Below are 18,058 nucleotides of genomic sequence, written 5' to 3'. Positions count from 1 at the left end.
GTCCGGAAGGTAGACTACCCACCATGAGCTTTACACTGTTGCCCGCGGTTGACGTTGTTGATGGCCAGGCCGTGCGCCTAGATCAAGGCGAAGCCGGAACCGAAAAGTCCTACGGATCCCCGTGCGAGGCCGCCCTCAAGTGGCAAGCCCAAGGCGCGCAGTGGCTGCATGCAGTGGACTTGGACGCTGCCTTTGGCCGCGGTTCCAACCACGAATTACTGGCAGAGATCACCACGAGTGTGGACCTTGAGGTGGAGCTCACCGGTGGAATCAGGGATGATGAGTCCCTCGCCCGAGCACTGGCCACAGGGGCACGTCGAGTCAACATTGGCACTGCAGCCCTGGAGCAGCCTGAGTGGATAGCTAAGGTGCTGGCTGAACACGGAGATCGTATCGCGGTGGACTTGGCCGTACGGCTCGTTGACGGTGAATGGCGCACCCGTGGCCATGGCTGGGTCTCCGATGGTGGGGACCTCTGGGAGGTTCTCGAGCGCCTCGATTCCGCTGGATGCACTCGTTTCGTAGTCACCGACGTGTCCAAGGACGGTACGCTGCAGGGCCCGAACATCGAGCTCCTGCGCGACGTGGCTGCAGCCACCGATGCTGCAGTGACTGCCTCGGGCGGTATTTCGAGTCTGGATGATCTGCGCGAGCTGGCACTCTACGAGAATGAAGGCATCGATTCTGCCATCATCGGCAAGGCGCTGTATGAAGAGCGCTTCACGTTGGAAGAAGCACTTGCCGCCGTTGCAGAGGTCACTCCGCTGCCGGCTGAGGAGTACATCGATCCTATTGAGGAGGCCTAAGCGTATGGCAGCCATGTCAGGACTTTCTGCCTCAGATCCTCGCGAACTTGTTGCTTTTGCGGAAGCTGCCGTGGACCAGGTCGATGACCTCTTCCGCGCTGGTTTGGGAGCGGCCCCTGCCCGTTTTAAGGGGGAGGGTGACTTTGCCACCGAAGTCGACCTGCAGATTGAGCAGCAGCTGCGGGTGACGCTGAGCCAACTTACCGGCATACCTGTCTTTGGCGAGGAGTCCGGTGGCAGCCTCGAGGACACCGTGTGGGTCGTTGACCCAGTCGATGGCACCGCTAACTACTCCGCGGGTAATCCATGCTGCGGAATCTTGGTCACTCTCCTTCATGAGGCGAAGCCGGTTGTTGCGGTGGCGGACTTCCCGCTCTTGGGCCGCCGCGTCGTGGCCGCAGAAGGAATGCCGCTGCGCACCAGCGGTGGTCCCTCCACCGGGTTTGGTGGCGGAGAAGGCGCTCTCGGCTTTGATGAAGCCCGTGGCCATATTGGCTGCTCGTCGCACCTGCCCACGGCACTGTTCAACGATCTTCGTGAGACTGGCTTGCGCCCGCGCATGACCGGCTCGGTGGGCCTAGATAATGCTTTCGTGGCGCAAGGAGTCTTTGATGGCGCGGTGAATTTCTCACCGCACCCGTGGGATAACGCTGCAGGTGCGCTCATGATCAAGGCAGCTGGAGGACGCGTCAGTGATCCCGAAGGCAACGAGTGGACGGCGACCTCGAAAGGTTTTGTGGGCGGCACCCCACAGGTCCATGCCACCATGTTGGATGCCATTGCTCGCAACCCGCGAGGCCAGCGCTAGAGCGCTTTCTATTATCCCGTTTACCTTCAAACCCCCATCCCTTGAGGAGGACAATCACCATGGCGCTTGCCGTGCGCGTGATCCCGTGCCTAGACGTTGACAATGGCCGTGTGGTCAAGGGCGTCAATTTTGAAAACCTGCGTGATGCCGGTGACCCAGTGGAGCTTGCCGCCCGCTATGACCAGCTGGGAGCAGACGAGTTGACCTTTTTGGACGTATCCGCATCTAAGGATGGTCGCGGCACCATGCTTGATGTCGTGCGGCGTACTGCGGATCAGGTATTCATCCCGCTCACGGTGGGAGGAGGAGTGCGGTCGGTTGAGGATGTACGCGAGCTCCTCCGCGCTGGCGCGGACAAGGTTTCTGTGAACTCGTCTGCACTTGCTCGCCCTGAACTGCTGCGTGAACTTGCTGATGTTTTTGGCTCGCAGTGCATTGTGCTTTCTGTCGATGCGCGCCGTTCGCCTGAATATCCCAGCGGTTTTGAAGTCACCACGCATGGCGGCACCAAGCCTGCTGGTCTTGATGCGGTGGAGTGGGCTCGCCGCGGCGAGGAGCTGGGCGTGGGTGAAATCTTGCTCAATTCTATGGATGGTGATGGCACCAAGGAGGGCTTCGACATCGAGCTCCTCCAGGCGGTTCGTGCAGCGGTATCCGTCCCCATCATCGCCTCGGGTGGTGCCGGTGAGGCCGAGCACTTCCCGCCGGCCGTTGAGGCTGGGGCGGATGCCGTTCTAGCAGCGAGTATCTTCCACTTCGGTGAGATCGACATCGCTGAGGTTAAGCAGGCGCTGGCGGCTTCGGGGTATGAGGTGCGCCTGTGAGCACAGCGGGAAACACAACAGGTCGCACTGTTGAAGACTATGAACTGGCAGGAGACATCGCCCAGCAGCTCAAGCGCAACGAGGCCGGACTTGTTCCCGCCATTGTGCAGTCGGAGCGCGGCGAGGTACTCATGATGGCGTGGATGGATGACCACGCGTTGGCGTACACGCTGGCTACGCGTCGTGGTACCTACTATTCGCGTTCCCGCCAGGAGTATTGGATCAAAGGCTTGACGTCCGGGCATACCCAAGAGGTGCTCGGCGCCCGCCTGGATTGTGACGGAGACACTATCTTGCTCACCGTGCGCCAAGAGGGCGGTGCCTGCCACACGGGGGATCGCACGTGCTTCGATGCGCATAATCTCTTGGCTAAGGCGGGGGAAACAACCGAAGAGGCAAAGACTGTAACCAAGGCTGGGGAGATAACTCATGGCTAGACGCATCGGACTGGTTCTTATGTTCGTGGGAACCATTGCGCTGTGGTTGTCCTCGCGCATGACCTGGGTTAAAGCCGCTGTGGAAGACGATAAGGCTGGCTCGAGCGTCATGGAGCTGTCCGGTTCGCTGTGGTCACTCGAGCTCATAGCGTTGACTGTGGTCATTCTTGCTGGCAGTGTGGCTGCCCTGGCGCTGCGTCGTACCGCTCGACGCATCGTCGCCATTCTGAGTGCAGTGGCGGCAGCTGGCGCGGCGTGGCGCCCTATCGCGTTGCTGACTGCGGGGCCTGAAGTTGAACGCGCCCAGGAACTGTTGCAGGGCGGCACGAACGATACCTCGGTGGGAGCCACGAGCATTTCTGACTGGGCTGTGGTCCTTGCCGCGGACGCGGCGTCGGCAGGCCCAGTTCTTGCGCTCATCGGCGCAGCTTTGGCGCTGTTTGGCGCGGTTATGGTGGCCAGCAATCCCGGCGCAGACAAGCCGCGCACGTCGAAGTATGAGACTCCAGCTGTGCGCCAGGAGCGTCTCCAGGACGATTTGGAGACATCCCAGGATTCGGGCCGTGTGATGTGGGATGCTCTCGACGCAGATATTGATCCCACAGATTCCACGCCGCGTGAATGACAGGTCGGGTGTACCGGATTTCCGGTTAGGGGCGTGGGCGCGCTAGCCTAAGTGTGATCTCAATCGCCCCGGTTCGTCTTTGAGTCTCCTCACGGAGGGAGGTGCTGATGCCTACCCCGATCGCTGTCGATCACCTCGTCGCCGGCGTGCTTGCCGACGTCTCCGCGCGCGAGGCCCGCGTCCCCTTCAAGGAAGTCAAAGCGCGCTCCCGTGATATGGATGCCCCGCGCGATGCAGCCCGGGCCCTGCTGCGCCCAGGGTGCTCAATCATCACCGAAATCAAACGTGCCGTGCCTTATGCCGGTGAGATCGCGAACCTCGAAAGCCCACAGTCGGTTGCGACGCTAGCTCATGACCTTGAAGCGGCGGGGGTCCACGTCATGGCCTGCCAGACGGATCGGCGCCGCTTTCACGGTTCGCTTGAAGATATGCGCGTGGCCCGCGATGCCGTGGACATACCCATTGTGTGCCGCGACATCATTGTGGATCCGTATCAAATTCACGAGGCACGCTGCTACGGCGCCGATGCGATCCCGTTGCAGGTGGAGCTTCTCGAGCAAGCCCGTCTTGAGTCTCTTCTGGACCGCGTTGAGTCCTTAGGGATGACCGCCATTCTTGAGGTACGCACGAGCGCTGAAGTGGATCGTGTCATCAAAGCTGGTGGCTCTGTCGTGGCGATCAATGCGTGGTCTTTGGCCTCCGATGCTATTAATCGGGAGGCCTTTTCTACTATCTCGCCCGGTCTTCCGGAGTCCATTACCCGCATTGCCGTCGGCGGCGTCAACGGACCCCGCAATGTTTTGTCTTATGCCTCCCACGGCGCAGACGCTATCTTGGTCGGCGAGTCCATCATGGCGGCTCAGGATCCCATGGCCTTGGCGCGCTCGCTGGTGGCGGCCGGGCAACACCCGGCTTGTCCCTCCCGAAAAAGCTAGTCACAGACGCAGTATCGAGCGCGGTAGGAAACCCCCGTGCCGCTGAAGCGTTGTAGAGACAGCACTTTTCAGGCACACTATCTCCCGTGCAAATTTACAACCTCGCCAACATTCCGTCCCCGCCGCAGGGCGTGTGGCACCTGGGCCCGATCCCTATTCGCGCTTACGCCATGTGCATCATCCTCGGCATTCTCGTGGCCATGTGGATGACGCTGCGCCGCTATACCGCGCGTGGTGGCAACCCGGACGTGGTCTGGGACGCTGCCATAGTGGTCATTCCTGCTGGTATTATCGGCGGACGCCTCTACCACGTAATGACGGATTATGATAAGTACTTCTGCTCTACGTGTGACCCCATCGACGCTCTGAAGATCACCAACGGTGGCCTGGGTATTTGGGGAGCCGTGGCGCTGGGCGCAGTGGCGTTGTGGGGCATGTTCAAGATCAAGCGCATTCCGCTGGGCCCCTTCGCGGATGCCGTCGCTCCCGGCCTCATCTTGGCCCAAGCCATTGGGCGCTTGGGCAACTGGTTCAACCAAGAGCTCTACGGCCGCGAGACAAGCGTGCCGTGGGCGCTCGATATCTACTATCGCGTCAATGAAAACGGCGAGTACGCGCCGATCAGCGGCCGGTCCACCGGCGAGGTTATGACTTCAGTGCACCCGACTTTCCTCTACGAGCTTGTGTGGAACGTCATTATCTGTATCTTCCTGCTCTGGGCTCACAAAGCTTGGAAGTTGGGGCATGGTCGCGTGTTCGCGCTCTACGTTGCCGGTTACACGGCGGGCCGCTTTATTGTGGAGAATATGCGTGCGGATGAGGCCACGCACGTCTTTGGCCTGCGCATCAACATCATTGTGTCCGTTGTCTGTTTCATTATCGCTCTCATCGTGTTTTTCCGATTGCCCCGAGGACAGGAGACTCCTGATGAGGTTGATCCAACTCACGCTCAGGGCGATGATACGCCCGGCGGGAGTCATGGTTCCGCCGCGTACCCGGCCATCTAGGTCCGCGGAAGCGGTGGTGCAGTAGTAGGGATCACAGAACTTTTCTGGTGGCGACGGCACGGGAGGTGGGGCGGCTCCACACAGTGCTCCATAAGTCCGATTGTGCCCGGTCACGTCCGTATGAGACTGCGGGTACTGGCGAAATATGGGTTTCGCCGTGAAGAAGGGACTCTGGGTGGCGTGGGATGTGAGCAGCGTTCACAGTGGCCGAGACACACCAACGGGGGTAGTTTGGGAATCGTTAGAGAATCCCCGATGCGAATAAGGCACTCCATGTTGGATAGAAGAACCAAAATCGTTTGTACGTTGGGTCCCGCCGTGGCAAGCAAGGAGGGAATCCTTGGCTTGGTGAATGCGGGCATGAACGTCGCGCGCCTTAACATGTCCCACGGCGAGCATGCAGACCACGAAGCAAATTACCGCTGGGTCCGCGAGGCCACTGATGAAAGTGGCAAAGCTGTTGGCGTCCTCGCTGACCTCCAGGGCCCCAAGATCCGTTTGGGTCGATTTATTAATGGCGAGGAAATGTGGGCGGAAGGTGAAACTGTCCGCATCACCGTGGAGGATGTTGAGGGAACCCACGACCGCGTATCCACGACTTATAAGAACCTGGCACAGGATGCGAAGCCGGGAGACCGCCTGCTGATTGATGACGGCAAGGTTGCCGTCGTATGTCGGGAAGTAGACGGCAACGACGTTGTCTGCGAGGTCACCGAAGGTGGTCCCGTGTCTAACAACAAGGGCGTTTCCCTGCCAGGCATGGATATTTCCGTGCCGGCTCTGTCGGAAAAGGACATCGCGGACCTTCGTTTCGCGCTGAACCTTGGTGTGGACATGATTGCTCTGTCCTTCGTCCGCTCCCCAGCAGACGTGGACAAGGTCCACGAGATTATGGATGAGGAAGGCCGCCGCGTTCCGGTCATTGCCAAGTTGGAAAAGCCCGAGGCTGTCGACGCCCTTGAATCCATCGTGCTGGCATTCGACGCCATTATGATTGCTCGCGGTGACCTTGGTGTTGAGGTGCCGCTGGAGCAGGTTCCGCTCTTCCAGAAGCGCGCTATCCAGATTGCGCGTGAGAACGCCAAGCCGGTCATCGTGGCCACCCAGATGTTGGATTCCATGATCTCCAACCTGCGTCCGACTCGTGCGGAGGCGTCCGACGTTGCTAACGCCGTGCTCGATGGCGCTGACGCCGTCATGCTCTCCGGTGAGACCTCCGTGGGTATCGACCCACAGAACGTCGTGCGCACCATGTCCAAGATCGTCACGAACGCTGAGGAAGGCGGCAAGGTTCCGCCGCTGACCCACGTGCCACGAACCAAGCGCGGTGTGGTGTCTTACTCCGCACGCGACATTGCTGAGCGTCTTAACGCTAAAGCAATCGTGGCCTTCACCACCTCCGGTGACACCGCGAAGCGCGTGGCTCGTCTGCACTCCTCGCTGCCGCTGCTGGCGTTTACCCCGCACCCGGCGGTACGTTCGCAGCTGGCCCTGACTTGGGGCGCAGAGACCTTCTTGAGCTCCGAGGTGAAGTCCACCGATGACATGATGGAAGCCATCGATCAGTCTCTGCTGGGGATGGACAAGTACAAGGAAGGCGACATGATCGTCGTCATCGCTGGTACTCCTCCGGGAATCTCCGGCAATACCAACATGATCCAGGTTCACCAGCTGGGTCAGACTCTCCGCGAGCAGTAAGCACACTTTCTTACGCAGCAGAGAAAAGCACCACCGTCGCGCCCTAGAACTGGGACGACGGTGGTGCTTTTATATGTCCACCCGGGAGCCATCAGTGGGATTGCTGTGTTTGTAGCATCCTTGATGTTCCGGGTGGTGGTGCAGAACTAGAGGCTGGCGATAGGGGTCGGTGCCAGCTTCCATACCTCGTTGGCGTAGTCCGCGATGGTGCGGTCAGAGGAGAAACGACCGGAGTAACAGATGTTCAGCCAGGCCTTCTTGGCCCACGCCATCTCGTCCGCGTCGTAGTCTGCGGCCATACGGTCACGGGTCTCGCGGTAGTCGGCGAAGTCACCGAGGACGTAGTACGTGTCCTGGGCATGCTCACCGAAGCCATCGAGGAGCGAGGAGCGAAGGTCACCGAACATGCCGTTGTTCTCGGGGCCCAGGGTGCCGTCGATAAGCGCATCCAACACGCGCGACAGGCCCGGTACTGAGTTGTAGAGCTCGCCAGGGTTGTACTCGGCGCGCAGCTGCGGGATGTCCTCGTTGCGGGCACCGAAAATGTAGGCGTTTTCTTCTCCCACGGCTTCGACGATCTCCACGTTGGCGCCGTCCATGGTGCCCAGCGTCAGTGCACCGTTCATCATGAACTTCATGTTGGAGGTGCCGGATGCTTCCTTACCGGCCACGGAAATCTGCTCGGAGACATCGGCAGCCGGGATAATGTGCTCGGCAGGGGAGACATTGTAGTTCTCCACGAAGACAACATTGAGGATGTCCTTAGTCGCCGGGTCATTGTTGACTAGGTCACCGATGGTGTTGATGAGCTTAATGATGGCTTTTGCGCGTACATAACCCGGAGCTGCCTTGGCGCCAAAAATGAAGGTGCGCTTCGGCACGGTCTCGCCATCGATCTTGATGCGGAAGTAGAGGTCCAGGATGTACAGGGCGTTCATGAGCTGGCGCTTGTACTCGTGGAGGCGCTTAATCTGAACATCGAAAATGGAATCCGGATCCACGGTGGAACCTTGGTGGTCTTCAATCCAGGCGGCGAAGTCCTGCTTGTTCGCGCGCTTGACGTTGATGAGCTGGCGCAGAACCTTTTCATCCTCTGCTAGCGGGGCGAGCTTAGCCAGTTCTGTGAGGTCAGTGACCCAGGCATCGGAGCCTGCCTGTTCAGTGAGCAGGTTCGCCAGACGCGGGTTGCACATGCGCAGCCAGCGGCGAGGGGTAACACCGTTGGTCTTGTTGTTGAACTTTTCGGGCCACAGTTCGTGCCACTCGGAAAGCGTGTCAGCCTTAATGATTTCGGTGTGCAGGGCTGCAACACCGTTGATGGAGTAGGCCGCGTAGCAGGCAATCCATGCCATGTGAACGTGGCCGTTCGACACGGGCGCCATGTAATCAATGCGGCCCTGGTCCAGGCCGCGCTCGGCCATGTCAAGGCGGAAACGGCGGTCGATCTCCTCCACGAGCTCCCAAATGCGCCAGAAGAGCTTCTGGAAGATGGATACTTCCCAGCTCTCCAGAGCCTCTGCCAGAACGGTGTGGTTGGTGTAGGCGAAGGTCTCAGTAACGACCTTCCAGGCCTCATCCCAGCCCATGCCGTGTTCATCAAGAAGCAGGCGCAGCAGCTCCGGGATAGCGAGAACCGGGTGGGTGTCATTGAGCTGAATGCAGTTGAATTTGGCAAATCCAGTGAGGTCCTCGCCGTGGTGCTCGATGTAATTGTCGATCATCTGCTGCAGCGAAGCGGAGACGAAGAAGTACTGCTGACGAACGCGCAGAACCTTGCCCTCGTAGGTGGTGTCATTGGGGTAGAGCACGCGGCAAATGTCCATCACGCGCTCGCGTTCAACGATGGCCTCGGTGAAACGCTGGGAGTTGAAGGCATCATAGTCGAACTCGTTGATCGGCTCGGACTTCCACAGGCGCAGGGTGCCGACGTTATCGGTGCCGTAGCCGGTAATCGGCATGTCATAGGGAATTGCACGCACGTCCATGTCATCGAAGTGGATGCGGCGCTGCTCGGACGCGCGGCGGATGATGAAGTCGTAGCCATTCTCCATCCATGCGTCCGGCTCTTCGCGCTGGTAGCCATTCTCGAAAGACTGACGGAACAGGCCGTAGCGATACAGCAGACCGTAGCCGGTCACCGGGTAGTCCTGGGTGACGGCGGAGTCGAGGAAGCAGGCTGCCAAGCGGCCGAGACCACCGTTGCCAAGGGCTGCGTCGTGTTCAGCTTCGAGGACATCAGCCAGCTCGTGGCCGGCTGCCTTCGAGGCGGCGCGGGCCTCATCAACGAGGCCCACGTTTGTCAGGTTGTTGAGCAGCGCACGGCCCTGCAGAAACTCAGCGGAGAAATAGTGCTGCTGGCGGGCGGCGGCGTAGGCGCTTCGGGTAGCTTCCCAGTTATCGGCAATCTGCTCCATCACTGCGGACGATAGGCCGGACCAGAATTTACGGTTGGTAGCGGTCGGCGGCGTCACGCCGGCGGCGGCGCGGACGTGCCCGGGAACCGTTGTCTGAAATTCGGAGTGCTGGCTCATGGGTTTCCTTAAAGTTTCGCTCAAAAATGCGGAAAAAGATCACTTTCAAGCTTAACTAGTTCCGATTGGGCGCGCAGACCTCCAGCGCGTGTTGCTGCGGTCCATCTTTCAGGTGGCTTTATCGAGCAAGGAAAGAGAGCACTGCGGCCGCAGCGGCGCGGGTTGCGGACTCCATGGTCGGGGCGTAGTCCGGCAGAAAGGTGGACTGGTGGTTGACTGGAGGGTTGTCTAGGAGCTCGTCCGGGGTAGAGCCGACAAACCAGAAGTAGTAGGGCACGCCCCAGGCCTGGGGGAGGTAGCAGAAATCCTCTGAGACCGTGGCTGGTTGGGCGGTGACGGAGAGCTCGCCAAAGACCTCATCAAAGGACTTGCGCACCGTCTCGTGGGCGCCAGGATCATTATCGGTGACTTCGCCATGGGCGTAGTACTCGAAGGTTGGCTCAGCCGGGCAGCCGGAGGCTTCGCATTCGGCACGCACCATGCGCTCGAGGGAGGCGTAGACACGTTCGGCCAACTCCGGCTTGTAGTAGCGGGTGTTGAGAACTAGCTCGGCGCTGCCGGGGATGATGTTGTTTTTATCGCCGGCATGCAGCTCGCCGACGGAAATGACGAAGAAGTCGTGGGGCGGCACTTCGCGTCCGACGATGGCTTGGAGGCGCGTGACCACCATGGCGGCGACATAGGACGGATCGACGGACTCGTGGGGCATTGAAGCATGGGCAGAGCGACCGGTGATGTGGATCCGCAGGGAATCACAGCCGGCGAGGATAGGGCCGGCGGTGGACTGCACCTGGCCGGCCGGGCCAGGCATGACGTGCTGGCCTAGGCACACATCCGGCGTGGGCACACGCTCGGTGAGTCCATCCGCAATCATGTACTTCGCGCCCATGGAAGATTCCTCGGCCGGTTGGAACAGGGCTAGGAAGGTGCCCTGCCAGGCGTCGCGGTGGACGTCGAGAAGCGCACAGGCTCCCAACAGTGCCGTGGTGTGGACGTCGTGGCCGCACGCATGCATCGTGCCATTGGTGGCAGCGAAGTCCACGCCGGTTTCCTCCGTCACGGGCAGTGCATCAAAGTCGGCGCGCATAAGTGCAGTCGGCCCCACACCATTGCGGAAAATGGCGACAATACCGTGGCCACCAATGCCGGTCACAACCTCACAATCACAATCGTCCAACTTCTCCAGAATGCGTCCCGCGGTGCGCTCTTCTTCGTGGGACAGCTCCGGGTGGGCATGGAGATCCTCGTAGAAGGCGCGCTGCCATGAAAGGTCAACGGCGCTGGAGCTGAAAAGTGTCGCGAGTGTGGGATCTGCCATAATTACTGTCCTTTAAGTTAGGGTAGGGTTGCCTTCATGCCAATGATTCAGTTTGATGTTCTGGTGCCGGATGACCAAGCCGAGCGCGTTGCCGAGATCTTCACCACTGCCACCCAGAAACTGGTGGATAACAACTCGCTGACCGCAGCCGAGGTTACCCGTGTGCCTTCCCCACCGTGTGTGGAGGGCCTGGAGGAGCAGCTGCGCCAGACCTACCGTGACGAGCACGAGGACCGCGATCTTGAGGGTGCGAATGTGCACCGCTACGAGATTGCGGTGGAGGGGGTCACGGGGTCAGTGAACCAGCTGACAATGGTCCTTGCGCGTCTGCTGACTCCGCATTCGGTGCTGCCCAAGGATCACGTCTTGCTTGAAGATGAGGCTGCGCACGAGCGCCCAGCTATCTTCCCATGGTCGGTGCAGGTTAACCCTTAGTGCTCTGAATAAATTCCGTCACGAGTCTCTCAGTGGCGGCACTGATCTGCGCAGCGACTTCACTGTGGCTGTCACTGTCCAATTCTTGAAGTAGGGCTCCCTCTGGGGGCGCAACCGTGGCGGAGCCCGTAATGACGCCGAGGGTGGGGGAGCCCGCAGTTCCCTCCGCCGTTAACTCCGCCAGAGTGCCCACCACTTTGCCGGTAAGGGATTGCTCATCGAAGCAGCCTTCACCGGTGATGAGCAGATCGGTCTCGGTCAGACGCGCGGGGAGTCCAAGTTTATCGGCCACGTAGTGCCCGCCCGGCACGATCGAGCAGTGCTCATCCGTGCCCCACAATGTCCGTGAGAGCCAGCTCAGCGCGATGGGGATGCCGCCGGCAGCGCCCATGAATTCTGCGTGCGCATCCGTCCCAGTTACCTCGCACAGTTGCAGCATTGCGCCGGCAAGGAGGGCTACCTGCTCGCCCTCGGCGCCCTTTTGTGGGCCATACATGGTGGCTGCCTGAATGGGGACTGCGCGGGTATCCGCCACCAAGGTGTAATCCAGTAGGGCGGCTTTCATATTGAGTTGTGCCGTGTCGATGGTGTCCAGGTTCACCAGCGGGGCGCCGCCCTTGGGGAGCGCATAGCCGCGAGAGTCGTGTGCGGCGGCTCCCAGTGCTGCGAGGATTCCCAGGCCCCCGTCAATGCTGGCGCTTCCGCCGAGGCCCAGCACGATGTGCGTGGCACCGCGTGCCTCCGCATCGGCGATGAGCACTCCGGTGCCGTAGGAATCTGCGTGGAGTGGGTCGAGAGCGTCGGCCACGGCTGGAAGGCCGGTAGCCGCAGCAACATCGATAAAAGCTTCCTCACCCACCAGTTGATAGCTTGCCTCCGTCAAGCGCCCCACTGCATCGGTGGTGGGCAGCGTGATGGTCTGGCCTGGGGTGCCGTGGCGCGCGACGGCGGCGCTAGCAAGGACTTCTGCAGTACCTTCACCGCCATCCGCCATGGGAAGCGTCGTCACAGTGGCCTCGGCGGCGATGTCGCAGGCTGTCAACGCGCGGCGGGCGCCAAGGGCCATCGCCGCAGCAGCTTCTGAGGCGGAGGCGGTGCCTTTGAAAGAGTCGGGGGCAACGAGAATGTGCATACCCACGAGTATATGAGCCCTAGTGTGACGAACTTTTTTCAGGTCGCTGACCTGCGCGTGAAGGATGTCTCGGCATTTTCGTGTTGCAATTTAGGTCGAATGATAGAAAACTAACGGCTGTTCATTAGATGAAGTGCTAACCGTTCAGGTCGGCACCCTATGGAAGGATTGCCATGTCCATTGATCAGCAAATCTCTGACTATTACAGCAAGCTCCTCAAGCGCAACGCGGGCGAACCCGAGTTTCACCAGGCGCTTGCTGAAGTCCTTGATTCCCTCAAGATCGTCCTCAATAAGGACCCACACTACGCTGACTACGGTCTGGTTGAGCGCCTGTGCGAACCGGAGCGCCAGCTTATCTTCCGTGTCCCGTGGGTCGATGACAATGGCGAAATCCAGGTCAACCGCGGCTTCCGCGTCCAGTTCAACTCTGCTCTTGGCCCCTACAAGGGCGGCCTGCGCTTCCACCCCAGTGTCAACCTGGGCATCATTAAGTTCCTCGGTTTCGAGCAGATCTTTAAGAACTCTCTGACCGGCCTGCCCATCGGCGGCGGTAAGGGCGGCTCGGACTTTGACCCGAAAGGCAAATCAGACGCTGAGGTCATGCGCTTCTGCCAGTCCTTCATGACGGAATTGCACAATCACATCGGCGAGTACCGCGATGTTCCGGCAGGTGACATTGGCGTTGGTGGCCGCGAAATTGGCTACCTCTTTGGCCAGTATCGCCGCTTGGAGAATAAGCACGAGTCCGGCGTCTTGACGGGTAAAGGCTTGACCTGGGGTGGCTCGCTCGTGCGCACTGAGGCTACCGGCTACGGTCTGGTCTACCTCACCGCAGAGATGATGAAGGCTCATGGCGAATCCTTCGACGGCGCCAAGGTTATCGTGTCCGGTTCGGGCAACGTGGCCATTTACGCTGCGGAGAAGGTTCAGCAACTTGGCGGAACGGTTGTGGCTATGTCGGATTCCTCCGGCTACATCACCACCCCGAATGGTGTGGACCTGGAGCTGCTCAAGGACATTAAGGAAGTGCGTCGTGAGCGTATCTCCACCTATGCGGGGGAAGCCGGCCAGGGCGTGGAGTTCCACGAGGGCGGCAATGTCTGGGAGGTTCAGGCCGATGTTGCGCTGCCGTGTGCTACCCAAAACGAACTCGATGGTGATGACGCTAAATTGCTGGTGGACAACAAGGTGCGTTACGTTGCCGAGGGTGCGAATATGCCGTGCACTCCGGAGGCGGTTCACTACTTCCTGGAGGAGAAGATCGCCTTCGCGCCGGGCAAGGCTGCCAACGCCGGTGGTGTGGCCACCTCCGCGTTGGAGATGCAGCAGAACGCATCCCGTGACTCGTGGACCTTCGAGTACACCGATAAGCGTCTCCACGAGATCATGTCGAGCATCTTCCGCAACATTGACAAGACCGCGAAGGAGTACGGTCTTGAAGGTGACTACGTGGCGGGTGCCAACATTGCTGGATTCAAGAAGGTAGCGGACGCCATGCTGGCACAGGGTGTTATCTAGCCCTTCTTGTAGCCCTTCTTGTTTGGCTGCCTCCCCAGGGTGCGACGTTGCGCTGGGGAGGTTTTCGCTGTCAACACCCGCGTGGGATACAACGCGCTGCGTAACGGCTTGGTTAGGCTGGTGCCATGTACCGCGTTTTTGAGTCCCTCGATGAACTTGTTCGCAACTTGGAACAGGCCTATGCCGTTCCCATGACTTCTAATTGCATGGTTCCGCGTCACGAGATGCTTGCGCTTCTCGACGACCTTCGTAACGCCCTTCCCGTTGAAATGGATGACGCCCAGGACGTCTTGGATAAGCAGGACGAAATCCTTCACGGCGCAGAGGAGCGCGCAGACCAGATCATTTCCGAGGCTAACGCTGAGGCCGATGACACCGTCACGCGTGCGCGTGAGGACTCAGACGCCATGCTTGCTGACGCTCAACATCGCGCCACCACCATGGTTGCCCAGGCTGAAGATGAAGCGACCACGTTGGTCGACAACGCCCGCGCCGATGCAGAACGCACGCGTGCCCAGGCGGATGAGGAATATCAGCGCGCGGTTGCTGCCGGTCAGGCAGAGCAGGAGCGCCTTGTCTCCGAGTCTGAGGTTGTGCGCCGCGCTGATGACGAGGCACACCGCATCGTGGAGTCTGCGCACTCTGAGTCCAACCGTCTGCGCACTGAGTGCGATGGGTTTGTTGATGACAAACTGGGAGAGTTCGAGACCACGCTCTCTGACCTCTTGCGCACGGTTAACAATGATCGTTCCGCCCTGCGCCGCGGCGCCGGAGTGCGTTCCCGCGGTGAATCTCGTGCTGAGGGACGTGAGCTGCGAGGCGAAGCACGTGCTGATGCTCGTTCCGAGTCCCGAGGCGAAAATTGGGAACGCGAGTCGCGTCCACGCCGCGCACCGCGCGCGCCCCGTGACTACTAAACTTTCGGTGTGAAAACCGCGGCCCGGCCCTGTTGGGCCGAGCCCTTGTCACTATTATCGGGTTCTCTCACGACGCCGTTCGGCCCCGCAGCAGTGCCGCTTAAGCAGCGGAAGGGGAGATGCGGCGCGAGGTTTCGAAGGCTTTGGCGGCTTCACGGGCGGCCTCAGCGCGGTGGATCCGATCGGCCTCAGCAGCAGGTATTGTGCTCAAGGATGCGGCGGTCCCCGCAGCGACCACACCCCGGAGGGCGTAGAGCACCCACATACTTCCGAAGCCCAGTCCCGACGCGAGGGGATCGGAGGTAGGCACCCACGGTGCGCCGGCACGGGCGAGCATGAGATCAACCCCACCAACGCTGAGCATCATCACACCGATCACGAGGAAAGCGGCGGAAAAGGATTCTCGTGCGCCCCAGACGATAAAGGCCGCGAACAAGGAAAACAATGCCGAGGAGATGATGACGATAGAGCTAAAGTGCAAGGGCAAGAGCGCTACTGCGCCCACCATGATGCCGGCGAGAACGCCAATGGGTGCCACGTGGTGGAGGAGTAGCCCGTCGCGGCCGAAGACGCTCGGTCGGCGCCGGGTCACGGTGCGACGGCAAACGACACCGATGGTGACCAAGGCCAGGGCTGGGACGAGACACTGTAGCGGGTACATCGCTGCGAGGTCACGTGCCGTGGACGCTAGGGCAGTCGTGTCAGTGGCGGTGTAGCTCATGTCACTCAACGGTAGGGGCAGAGCAGCGCGTTAGCGAGTCCTATAGACAACTCTTTACATGTCTGTGTCCCAACATTCAGACTCCTGCCAGTCTCGGGCGCTTGCTGGCAGCATTGCCAGGCAGCTTAGGAGTGGGGGATACGAGCACACAGGGTAAGCTGGGTGGCGCTATGAATTCACCATTGAAGTTCGACGTGACGGAATTGCTGCGCAGCCAAGGCTCCGAGGCTCTGCCCGAGCACCGCGTTCAGACGGGCCCAGCCCCAGAACGCATCGGCGTGGAAATGATCGCTATCCCGCAAGGCAACGAGCTAACAGTAGACGCTACTCTGACGCCGCTGGGCTCGGGCGTGCTGGTGGATGCTGACGTTACCGGAACGCTGAGCGGCGAATGCGCGCGCTGCCTGGAGGAGCTTCACCCAGAGCTGGACCTACACGTCTCGCAGGTTTTCGCTGCCGACGAGACCTTCATCAGCGGGGACGAGGAGGAGGATGAGGATCAAGGCTCCGGTGATGAGGTGCCAGAGATCAAGGACGGAGTCTTAGACCTTCTGCAGACCGTCATCGATGAGGCTGGGCTCACTCTGCCTTTTGCCCCGACGTGTGAGGGGGGTTGCGAAGCCGCGACTCCGGAAGGCGTGACCACCGGAGTCTCCGGAGAGGAAGAGCGCGTGGATCCGCGCTGGTCTGGGCTGGAGAAGTTCCTATGAGCAAGAAAAAGAAGCTCACCGGTGAGGAAGCACGTGCAGCTGCCTATGCAGAGGTTGACCACACCCCGTTGCTCAAGGCATTGGGCGTGGACATCGACGATGAGCACCTGTGCCTTGCGCTAACGCACCGTTCCTTTGCCAACGAGAATGGTCACCTGCCCAATAACGAGCGCCTCGAGTTTCTGGGGGATGCCGTGCTGGGACTGTCCATCGCGGCGAAGCTGTACGAGCGCTACCCGTCGCGCCCTGAATCGGATATTTCTAAAATGCGCGCCTCCATCGTCTCGCGCTACGGCCTGTCTGATGTAGCCCGCGAGATTGATTTGGGCAAGCATATTCTGCTGGGCAAGGGCGAACAGACCACCGGTGGTCGCGACAAGGATTCCATCCTCGCTGATACCACCGAGGCCATCTTGGGAGCGATTTATCGCCAGCATGGCTTCGAGGTGGCACGCGGGGTTATCCTGCACCTCTTTGCGGCCAAGGTCGAAAATGCCGTGGTCTCTGGCCGTCACATGGACTGGAAGACCACGTTGCAGGAACTGTGTGCGGAGCTCAAGGCTGCGATGCCGGTGTATTCGGCGACCTCAACCGGTCCCGAGCATGATCAGACCTTTAACGCCGTGGCCACCGTCGCTGGTCTGACTGTGGGACGCGGCACGGGGCACAACAAGAAGCTGGCGGAGCAGCAGGCGGCTGAGGAAGCCTGCCAGGCGCTGCGTGAAACTCCGCTGTTGGTTCAAGGAACCGCAGCTAAAGAGAGCTAGATGCCCGAGCTTCCTGAAGTCGAATCCGTCCGCCGCGGACTTGAGCCATATCTTGCTGGGCGCAGTTTCGCCTCGGTGGAGGTTCTCCATCCACGAGCGAATCGTGGGCAGGAAGAGCCCCTCGCCGCGCTCCTACAGGATCGGAGGATTGCCGCTGTGGCGCGCCGCGGCAAGTTCATGTGGCTCGAGTTCGCCGATGAGGACCGAGCGGATCCGGCCCGCGATGTGCTGTTCATTCACTTGGGTATGTCTGGTCAAGTACGCATCGGCACGGTGGATTCCCCACACGTACGTATCGCTGCTGTGCTTGATGACGCCACCCCCATCAACTTCGTCGACCAGCGCACCTTCGGTTACTGGCGTCTCGCTCCGTGGTTGAGTATGGCGCACATTGCGTCCGATCCGCTCGAGCCTGGCTTTGACGTGACCTCTGCCGCGCGTCGCATCCGCGCCAAGAAGACCGCGGTGAAGGTGGCGCTCCTCGACCAAACAGTGGTGAGCGGAGTGGGCAACATTTACGCCGACGAGGCCCTGTGGGCGGCGGGTATTTCCCCATTAAAGAAGGCAAACACCCTGCGGCAACAGGATGCGGTGGCCCTCGTGGAGGCCGCCGCGAATGTTATGCGTGCGGCGCTTGAGGTCGGCGGCACGAGCTTTGATGCCCTTTATGTCAATGTCAACGGAGAATCCGGATACTTTGACCGTTCTCTGCATGTCTATGGGCGGGGCGGCGAACCTTGTGATCGCTGCGGAACCGAGCTGGTCAAGACAGTGCTGGGCGGGCGTGGCACCCATTATTGCCCATCCTGTCAGCGCAGGGGAGCGCGCAAGTAGGTTCATGGTGGCCATACCCATTAAGATTATGGC

The 18,058-nt window shown here is 60.4% G+C and carries 18 protein-coding genes; 14 read left to right on the top strand and 4 right to left on the bottom strand.

Going from position 1 to position 18,058, the window contains the following annotated elements:
- The first annotated feature begins 23 nt into the window (after window positions 1-23).
- From priA to pyk, 8 genes are all read left to right on the top strand, one after another.
- Window positions 24-806, top strand: a complete 783-nt coding sequence (gene priA, locus HMPREF3149_RS01165; RefSeq protein ID WP_042531462.1) for a bifunctional 1-(5-phosphoribosyl)-5-((5-phosphoribosylamino)methylideneamino)imidazole-4-carboxamide isomerase/phosphoribosylanthranilate isomerase PriA — start codon at window positions 24-26, stop codon at window positions 804-806.
- A gap of 4 nt (window positions 807-810) precedes the next feature.
- Entirely contained in the window at window positions 811-1,614 is an 804-nt protein-coding gene (locus tag HMPREF3149_RS01160) for an inositol monophosphatase family protein (RefSeq protein ID WP_070535903.1), read from the top strand.
- Between the two features lie 59 nt (window positions 1,615-1,673).
- On the top strand, window positions 1,674-2,438 hold the full coding sequence (hisF, locus tag HMPREF3149_RS01155; protein ID WP_042531458.1) for an imidazole glycerol phosphate synthase subunit HisF: 765 nt from the start codon (window positions 1,674-1,676) through the stop codon (window positions 2,436-2,438).
- Between the two features lie 44 nt (window positions 2,439-2,482).
- Window positions 2,483-2,875 (top strand): phosphoribosyl-AMP cyclohydrolase, encoded by a 393-nt coding sequence (gene hisI / locus HMPREF3149_RS01150; RefSeq protein ID WP_210385390.1) that lies wholly within the window; start codon window positions 2,483-2,485, stop codon window positions 2,873-2,875.
- Window positions 2,868-3,500 carry a TIGR02234 family membrane protein gene (locus HMPREF3149_RS01145; protein ID WP_070535901.1) on the top strand — a complete coding sequence of 211 codons (633 nt, stop codon included), beginning with the start codon at window positions 2,868-2,870 and terminating at the stop codon, window positions 3,498-3,500. The genes hisI and HMPREF3149_RS01145 overlap by 8 nt, the downstream gene beginning before the upstream one ends.
- Window positions 3,501-3,607: 107 nt before the next feature.
- Complete coding sequence (locus HMPREF3149_RS01140; RefSeq protein ID WP_070535898.1) at window positions 3,608-4,435, top strand: indole-3-glycerol phosphate synthase TrpC; 828 nt, start codon at window positions 3,608-3,610, stop codon at window positions 4,433-4,435.
- An 86-nt stretch (window positions 4,436-4,521) separates the two neighbouring features.
- Window positions 4,522-5,442, top strand: a complete 921-nt coding sequence (lgt, locus tag HMPREF3149_RS01135; RefSeq protein ID WP_042531451.1) for a prolipoprotein diacylglyceryl transferase — start codon at window positions 4,522-4,524, stop codon at window positions 5,440-5,442.
- 276 nt (window positions 5,443-5,718) lie between these two features.
- Window positions 5,719-7,140, top strand: a complete 1,422-nt coding sequence (pyk, locus tag HMPREF3149_RS01130; RefSeq protein ID WP_070536086.1) for a pyruvate kinase — start codon at window positions 5,719-5,721, stop codon at window positions 7,138-7,140.
- A gap of 146 nt (window positions 7,141-7,286) precedes the next feature.
- On the opposite strand, the gene HMPREF3149_RS01125 is transcribed toward pyk, so the two are convergent.
- Both HMPREF3149_RS01125 and HMPREF3149_RS01120 read right to left on the bottom strand, forming a co-directional pair.
- Complete coding sequence (locus HMPREF3149_RS01125) at window positions 7,287-9,671, bottom strand: glycogen/starch/alpha-glucan phosphorylase (RefSeq protein ID WP_070535895.1); 2,385 nt, start codon at window positions 9,669-9,671, stop codon at window positions 7,287-7,289.
- Window positions 9,672-9,789: 118 nt separating this feature from the next.
- Window positions 9,790-10,989: an amidohydrolase gene (locus tag HMPREF3149_RS01120; protein WP_070535892.1), complete on the bottom strand. Its 1,200-nt coding sequence runs from the start codon at window positions 10,987-10,989 to the stop codon at window positions 9,790-9,792.
- A 36-nt stretch (window positions 10,990-11,025) separates the two neighbouring features.
- Here HMPREF3149_RS01120 and HMPREF3149_RS01115 point away from each other — a divergent pair, with 36 nt between their 5' ends.
- Window positions 11,026-11,424 (top strand): hypothetical protein, encoded by a 399-nt coding sequence (locus HMPREF3149_RS01115; RefSeq protein ID WP_070535889.1) that lies wholly within the window; start codon window positions 11,026-11,028, stop codon window positions 11,422-11,424.
- On the opposite strand, the gene HMPREF3149_RS01110 is transcribed toward HMPREF3149_RS01115, so the two are convergent.
- Complete coding sequence (locus HMPREF3149_RS01110) at window positions 11,414-12,556, bottom strand: glycerate kinase (RefSeq protein WP_070535887.1); 1,143 nt, start codon at window positions 12,554-12,556, stop codon at window positions 11,414-11,416. The genes HMPREF3149_RS01115 and HMPREF3149_RS01110 overlap by 11 nt on opposite strands.
- Before the next feature lie 173 nt (window positions 12,557-12,729).
- Here HMPREF3149_RS01110 and gdhA point away from each other — a divergent pair, with 173 nt between their 5' ends.
- Window positions 12,730-14,076, top strand: a complete 1,347-nt coding sequence (gene gdhA / locus HMPREF3149_RS01105; protein ID WP_070535884.1) for an NADP-specific glutamate dehydrogenase — start codon at window positions 12,730-12,732, stop codon at window positions 14,074-14,076.
- A gap of 125 nt (window positions 14,077-14,201) precedes the next feature.
- Window positions 14,202-14,993 carry a flotillin family protein gene (locus HMPREF3149_RS01100; RefSeq protein ID WP_070535881.1) on the top strand — a complete coding sequence of 264 codons (792 nt, stop codon included), beginning with the start codon at window positions 14,202-14,204 and terminating at the stop codon, window positions 14,991-14,993.
- A 100-nt stretch (window positions 14,994-15,093) separates the two neighbouring features.
- Here HMPREF3149_RS01100 and HMPREF3149_RS01095 read toward each other — a convergent pair whose 3' ends face one another.
- Window positions 15,094-15,714, bottom strand: coding sequence for a hypothetical protein (locus HMPREF3149_RS01095; protein ID WP_070535878.1), 621 nt, complete (start codon window positions 15,712-15,714; stop codon window positions 15,094-15,096).
- 170 nt (window positions 15,715-15,884) lie between these two features.
- Here HMPREF3149_RS01095 and HMPREF3149_RS01090 point away from each other — a divergent pair, with 170 nt between their 5' ends.
- From HMPREF3149_RS01090 to mutM, 3 genes are read left to right on the top strand one after another with little or no spacing between them, the layout of a single operon-like run.
- On the top strand, window positions 15,885-16,424 hold the full coding sequence (locus tag HMPREF3149_RS01090; RefSeq protein ID WP_070535876.1) for a YceD family protein: 540 nt from the start codon (window positions 15,885-15,887) through the stop codon (window positions 16,422-16,424).
- Window positions 16,421-17,191: a ribonuclease III gene (rnc, locus tag HMPREF3149_RS01085; protein WP_042531437.1), complete on the top strand. Its 771-nt coding sequence runs from the start codon at window positions 16,421-16,423 to the stop codon at window positions 17,189-17,191. The genes HMPREF3149_RS01090 and rnc overlap by 4 nt, the downstream gene beginning before the upstream one ends.
- Window positions 17,192-18,025 (top strand): bifunctional DNA-formamidopyrimidine glycosylase/DNA-(apurinic or apyrimidinic site) lyase, encoded by an 834-nt coding sequence (gene mutM, locus HMPREF3149_RS01080; protein WP_070535873.1) that lies wholly within the window; start codon window positions 17,192-17,194, stop codon window positions 18,023-18,025.
- The last annotated feature ends 33 nt before the right edge of the window (window positions 18,026-18,058 follow it).

It is taken from the genome of Corynebacterium sp. HMSC05E07 (assembly GCF_001807225.1).
GTDB lineage: Bacteria > Actinomycetota > Actinomycetes > Mycobacteriales > Mycobacteriaceae > Corynebacterium > Corynebacterium singulare.
This window is presented reverse-complemented; position numbering and strand designations above follow the sequence as displayed.

Excerpts from the sequence above, each read along its gene's own strand:
- HMPREF3149_RS01090 (WP_070535876.1), top strand. The coding sequence starts at position 15,885 with ATGAATTCACCATTGAAGTTCGACGTGACGGAATTGCTGCGCAGCCAA.
- HMPREF3149_RS01115 (WP_070535889.1), top strand. The coding sequence starts at position 11,026 with ATGCCAATGATTCAGTTTGATGTTCTGGTGCCGGATGACCAAGCCGAG.
- HMPREF3149_RS01110 (WP_070535887.1), bottom strand. The coding sequence starts at position 12,556 with ATGCACATTCTCGTTGCCCCCGACTCTTTCAAAGGCACCGCCTCCGCC.
- rnc (WP_042531437.1), top strand. The coding sequence starts at position 16,421 with ATGAGCAAGAAAAAGAAGCTCACCGGTGAGGAAGCACGTGCAGCTGCC.
- HMPREF3149_RS01145 (WP_070535901.1), top strand. The coding sequence starts at position 2,868 with ATGGCTAGACGCATCGGACTGGTTCTTATGTTCGTGGGAACCATTGCG.
- HMPREF3149_RS01100 (WP_070535881.1), top strand. The coding sequence starts at position 14,202 with ATGTACCGCGTTTTTGAGTCCCTCGATGAACTTGTTCGCAACTTGGAA.
- HMPREF3149_RS01120 (WP_070535892.1), bottom strand. The coding sequence starts at position 10,989 with ATGGCAGATCCCACACTCGCGACACTTTTCAGCTCCAGCGCCGTTGAC.
- priA (WP_042531462.1), top strand. The coding sequence starts at position 24 with ATGAGCTTTACACTGTTGCCCGCGGTTGACGTTGTTGATGGCCAGGCC.
- hisF (WP_042531458.1), top strand. The coding sequence starts at position 1,674 with ATGGCGCTTGCCGTGCGCGTGATCCCGTGCCTAGACGTTGACAATGGC.
- gdhA (WP_070535884.1), top strand. The coding sequence starts at position 12,730 with ATGTCCATTGATCAGCAAATCTCTGACTATTACAGCAAGCTCCTCAAG.
- mutM (WP_070535873.1), top strand. The coding sequence starts at position 17,192 with ATGCCCGAGCTTCCTGAAGTCGAATCCGTCCGCCGCGGACTTGAGCCA.
- HMPREF3149_RS01160 (WP_070535903.1), top strand. The coding sequence starts at position 811 with ATGGCAGCCATGTCAGGACTTTCTGCCTCAGATCCTCGCGAACTTGTT.
- HMPREF3149_RS01140 (WP_070535898.1), top strand. The coding sequence starts at position 3,608 with ATGCCTACCCCGATCGCTGTCGATCACCTCGTCGCCGGCGTGCTTGCC.
- HMPREF3149_RS01095 (WP_070535878.1), bottom strand. The coding sequence starts at position 15,714 with ATGAGCTACACCGCCACTGACACGACTGCCCTAGCGTCCACGGCACGT.
- HMPREF3149_RS01125 (WP_070535895.1), bottom strand. The coding sequence starts at position 9,671 with ATGAGCCAGCACTCCGAATTTCAGACAACGGTTCCCGGGCACGTCCGC.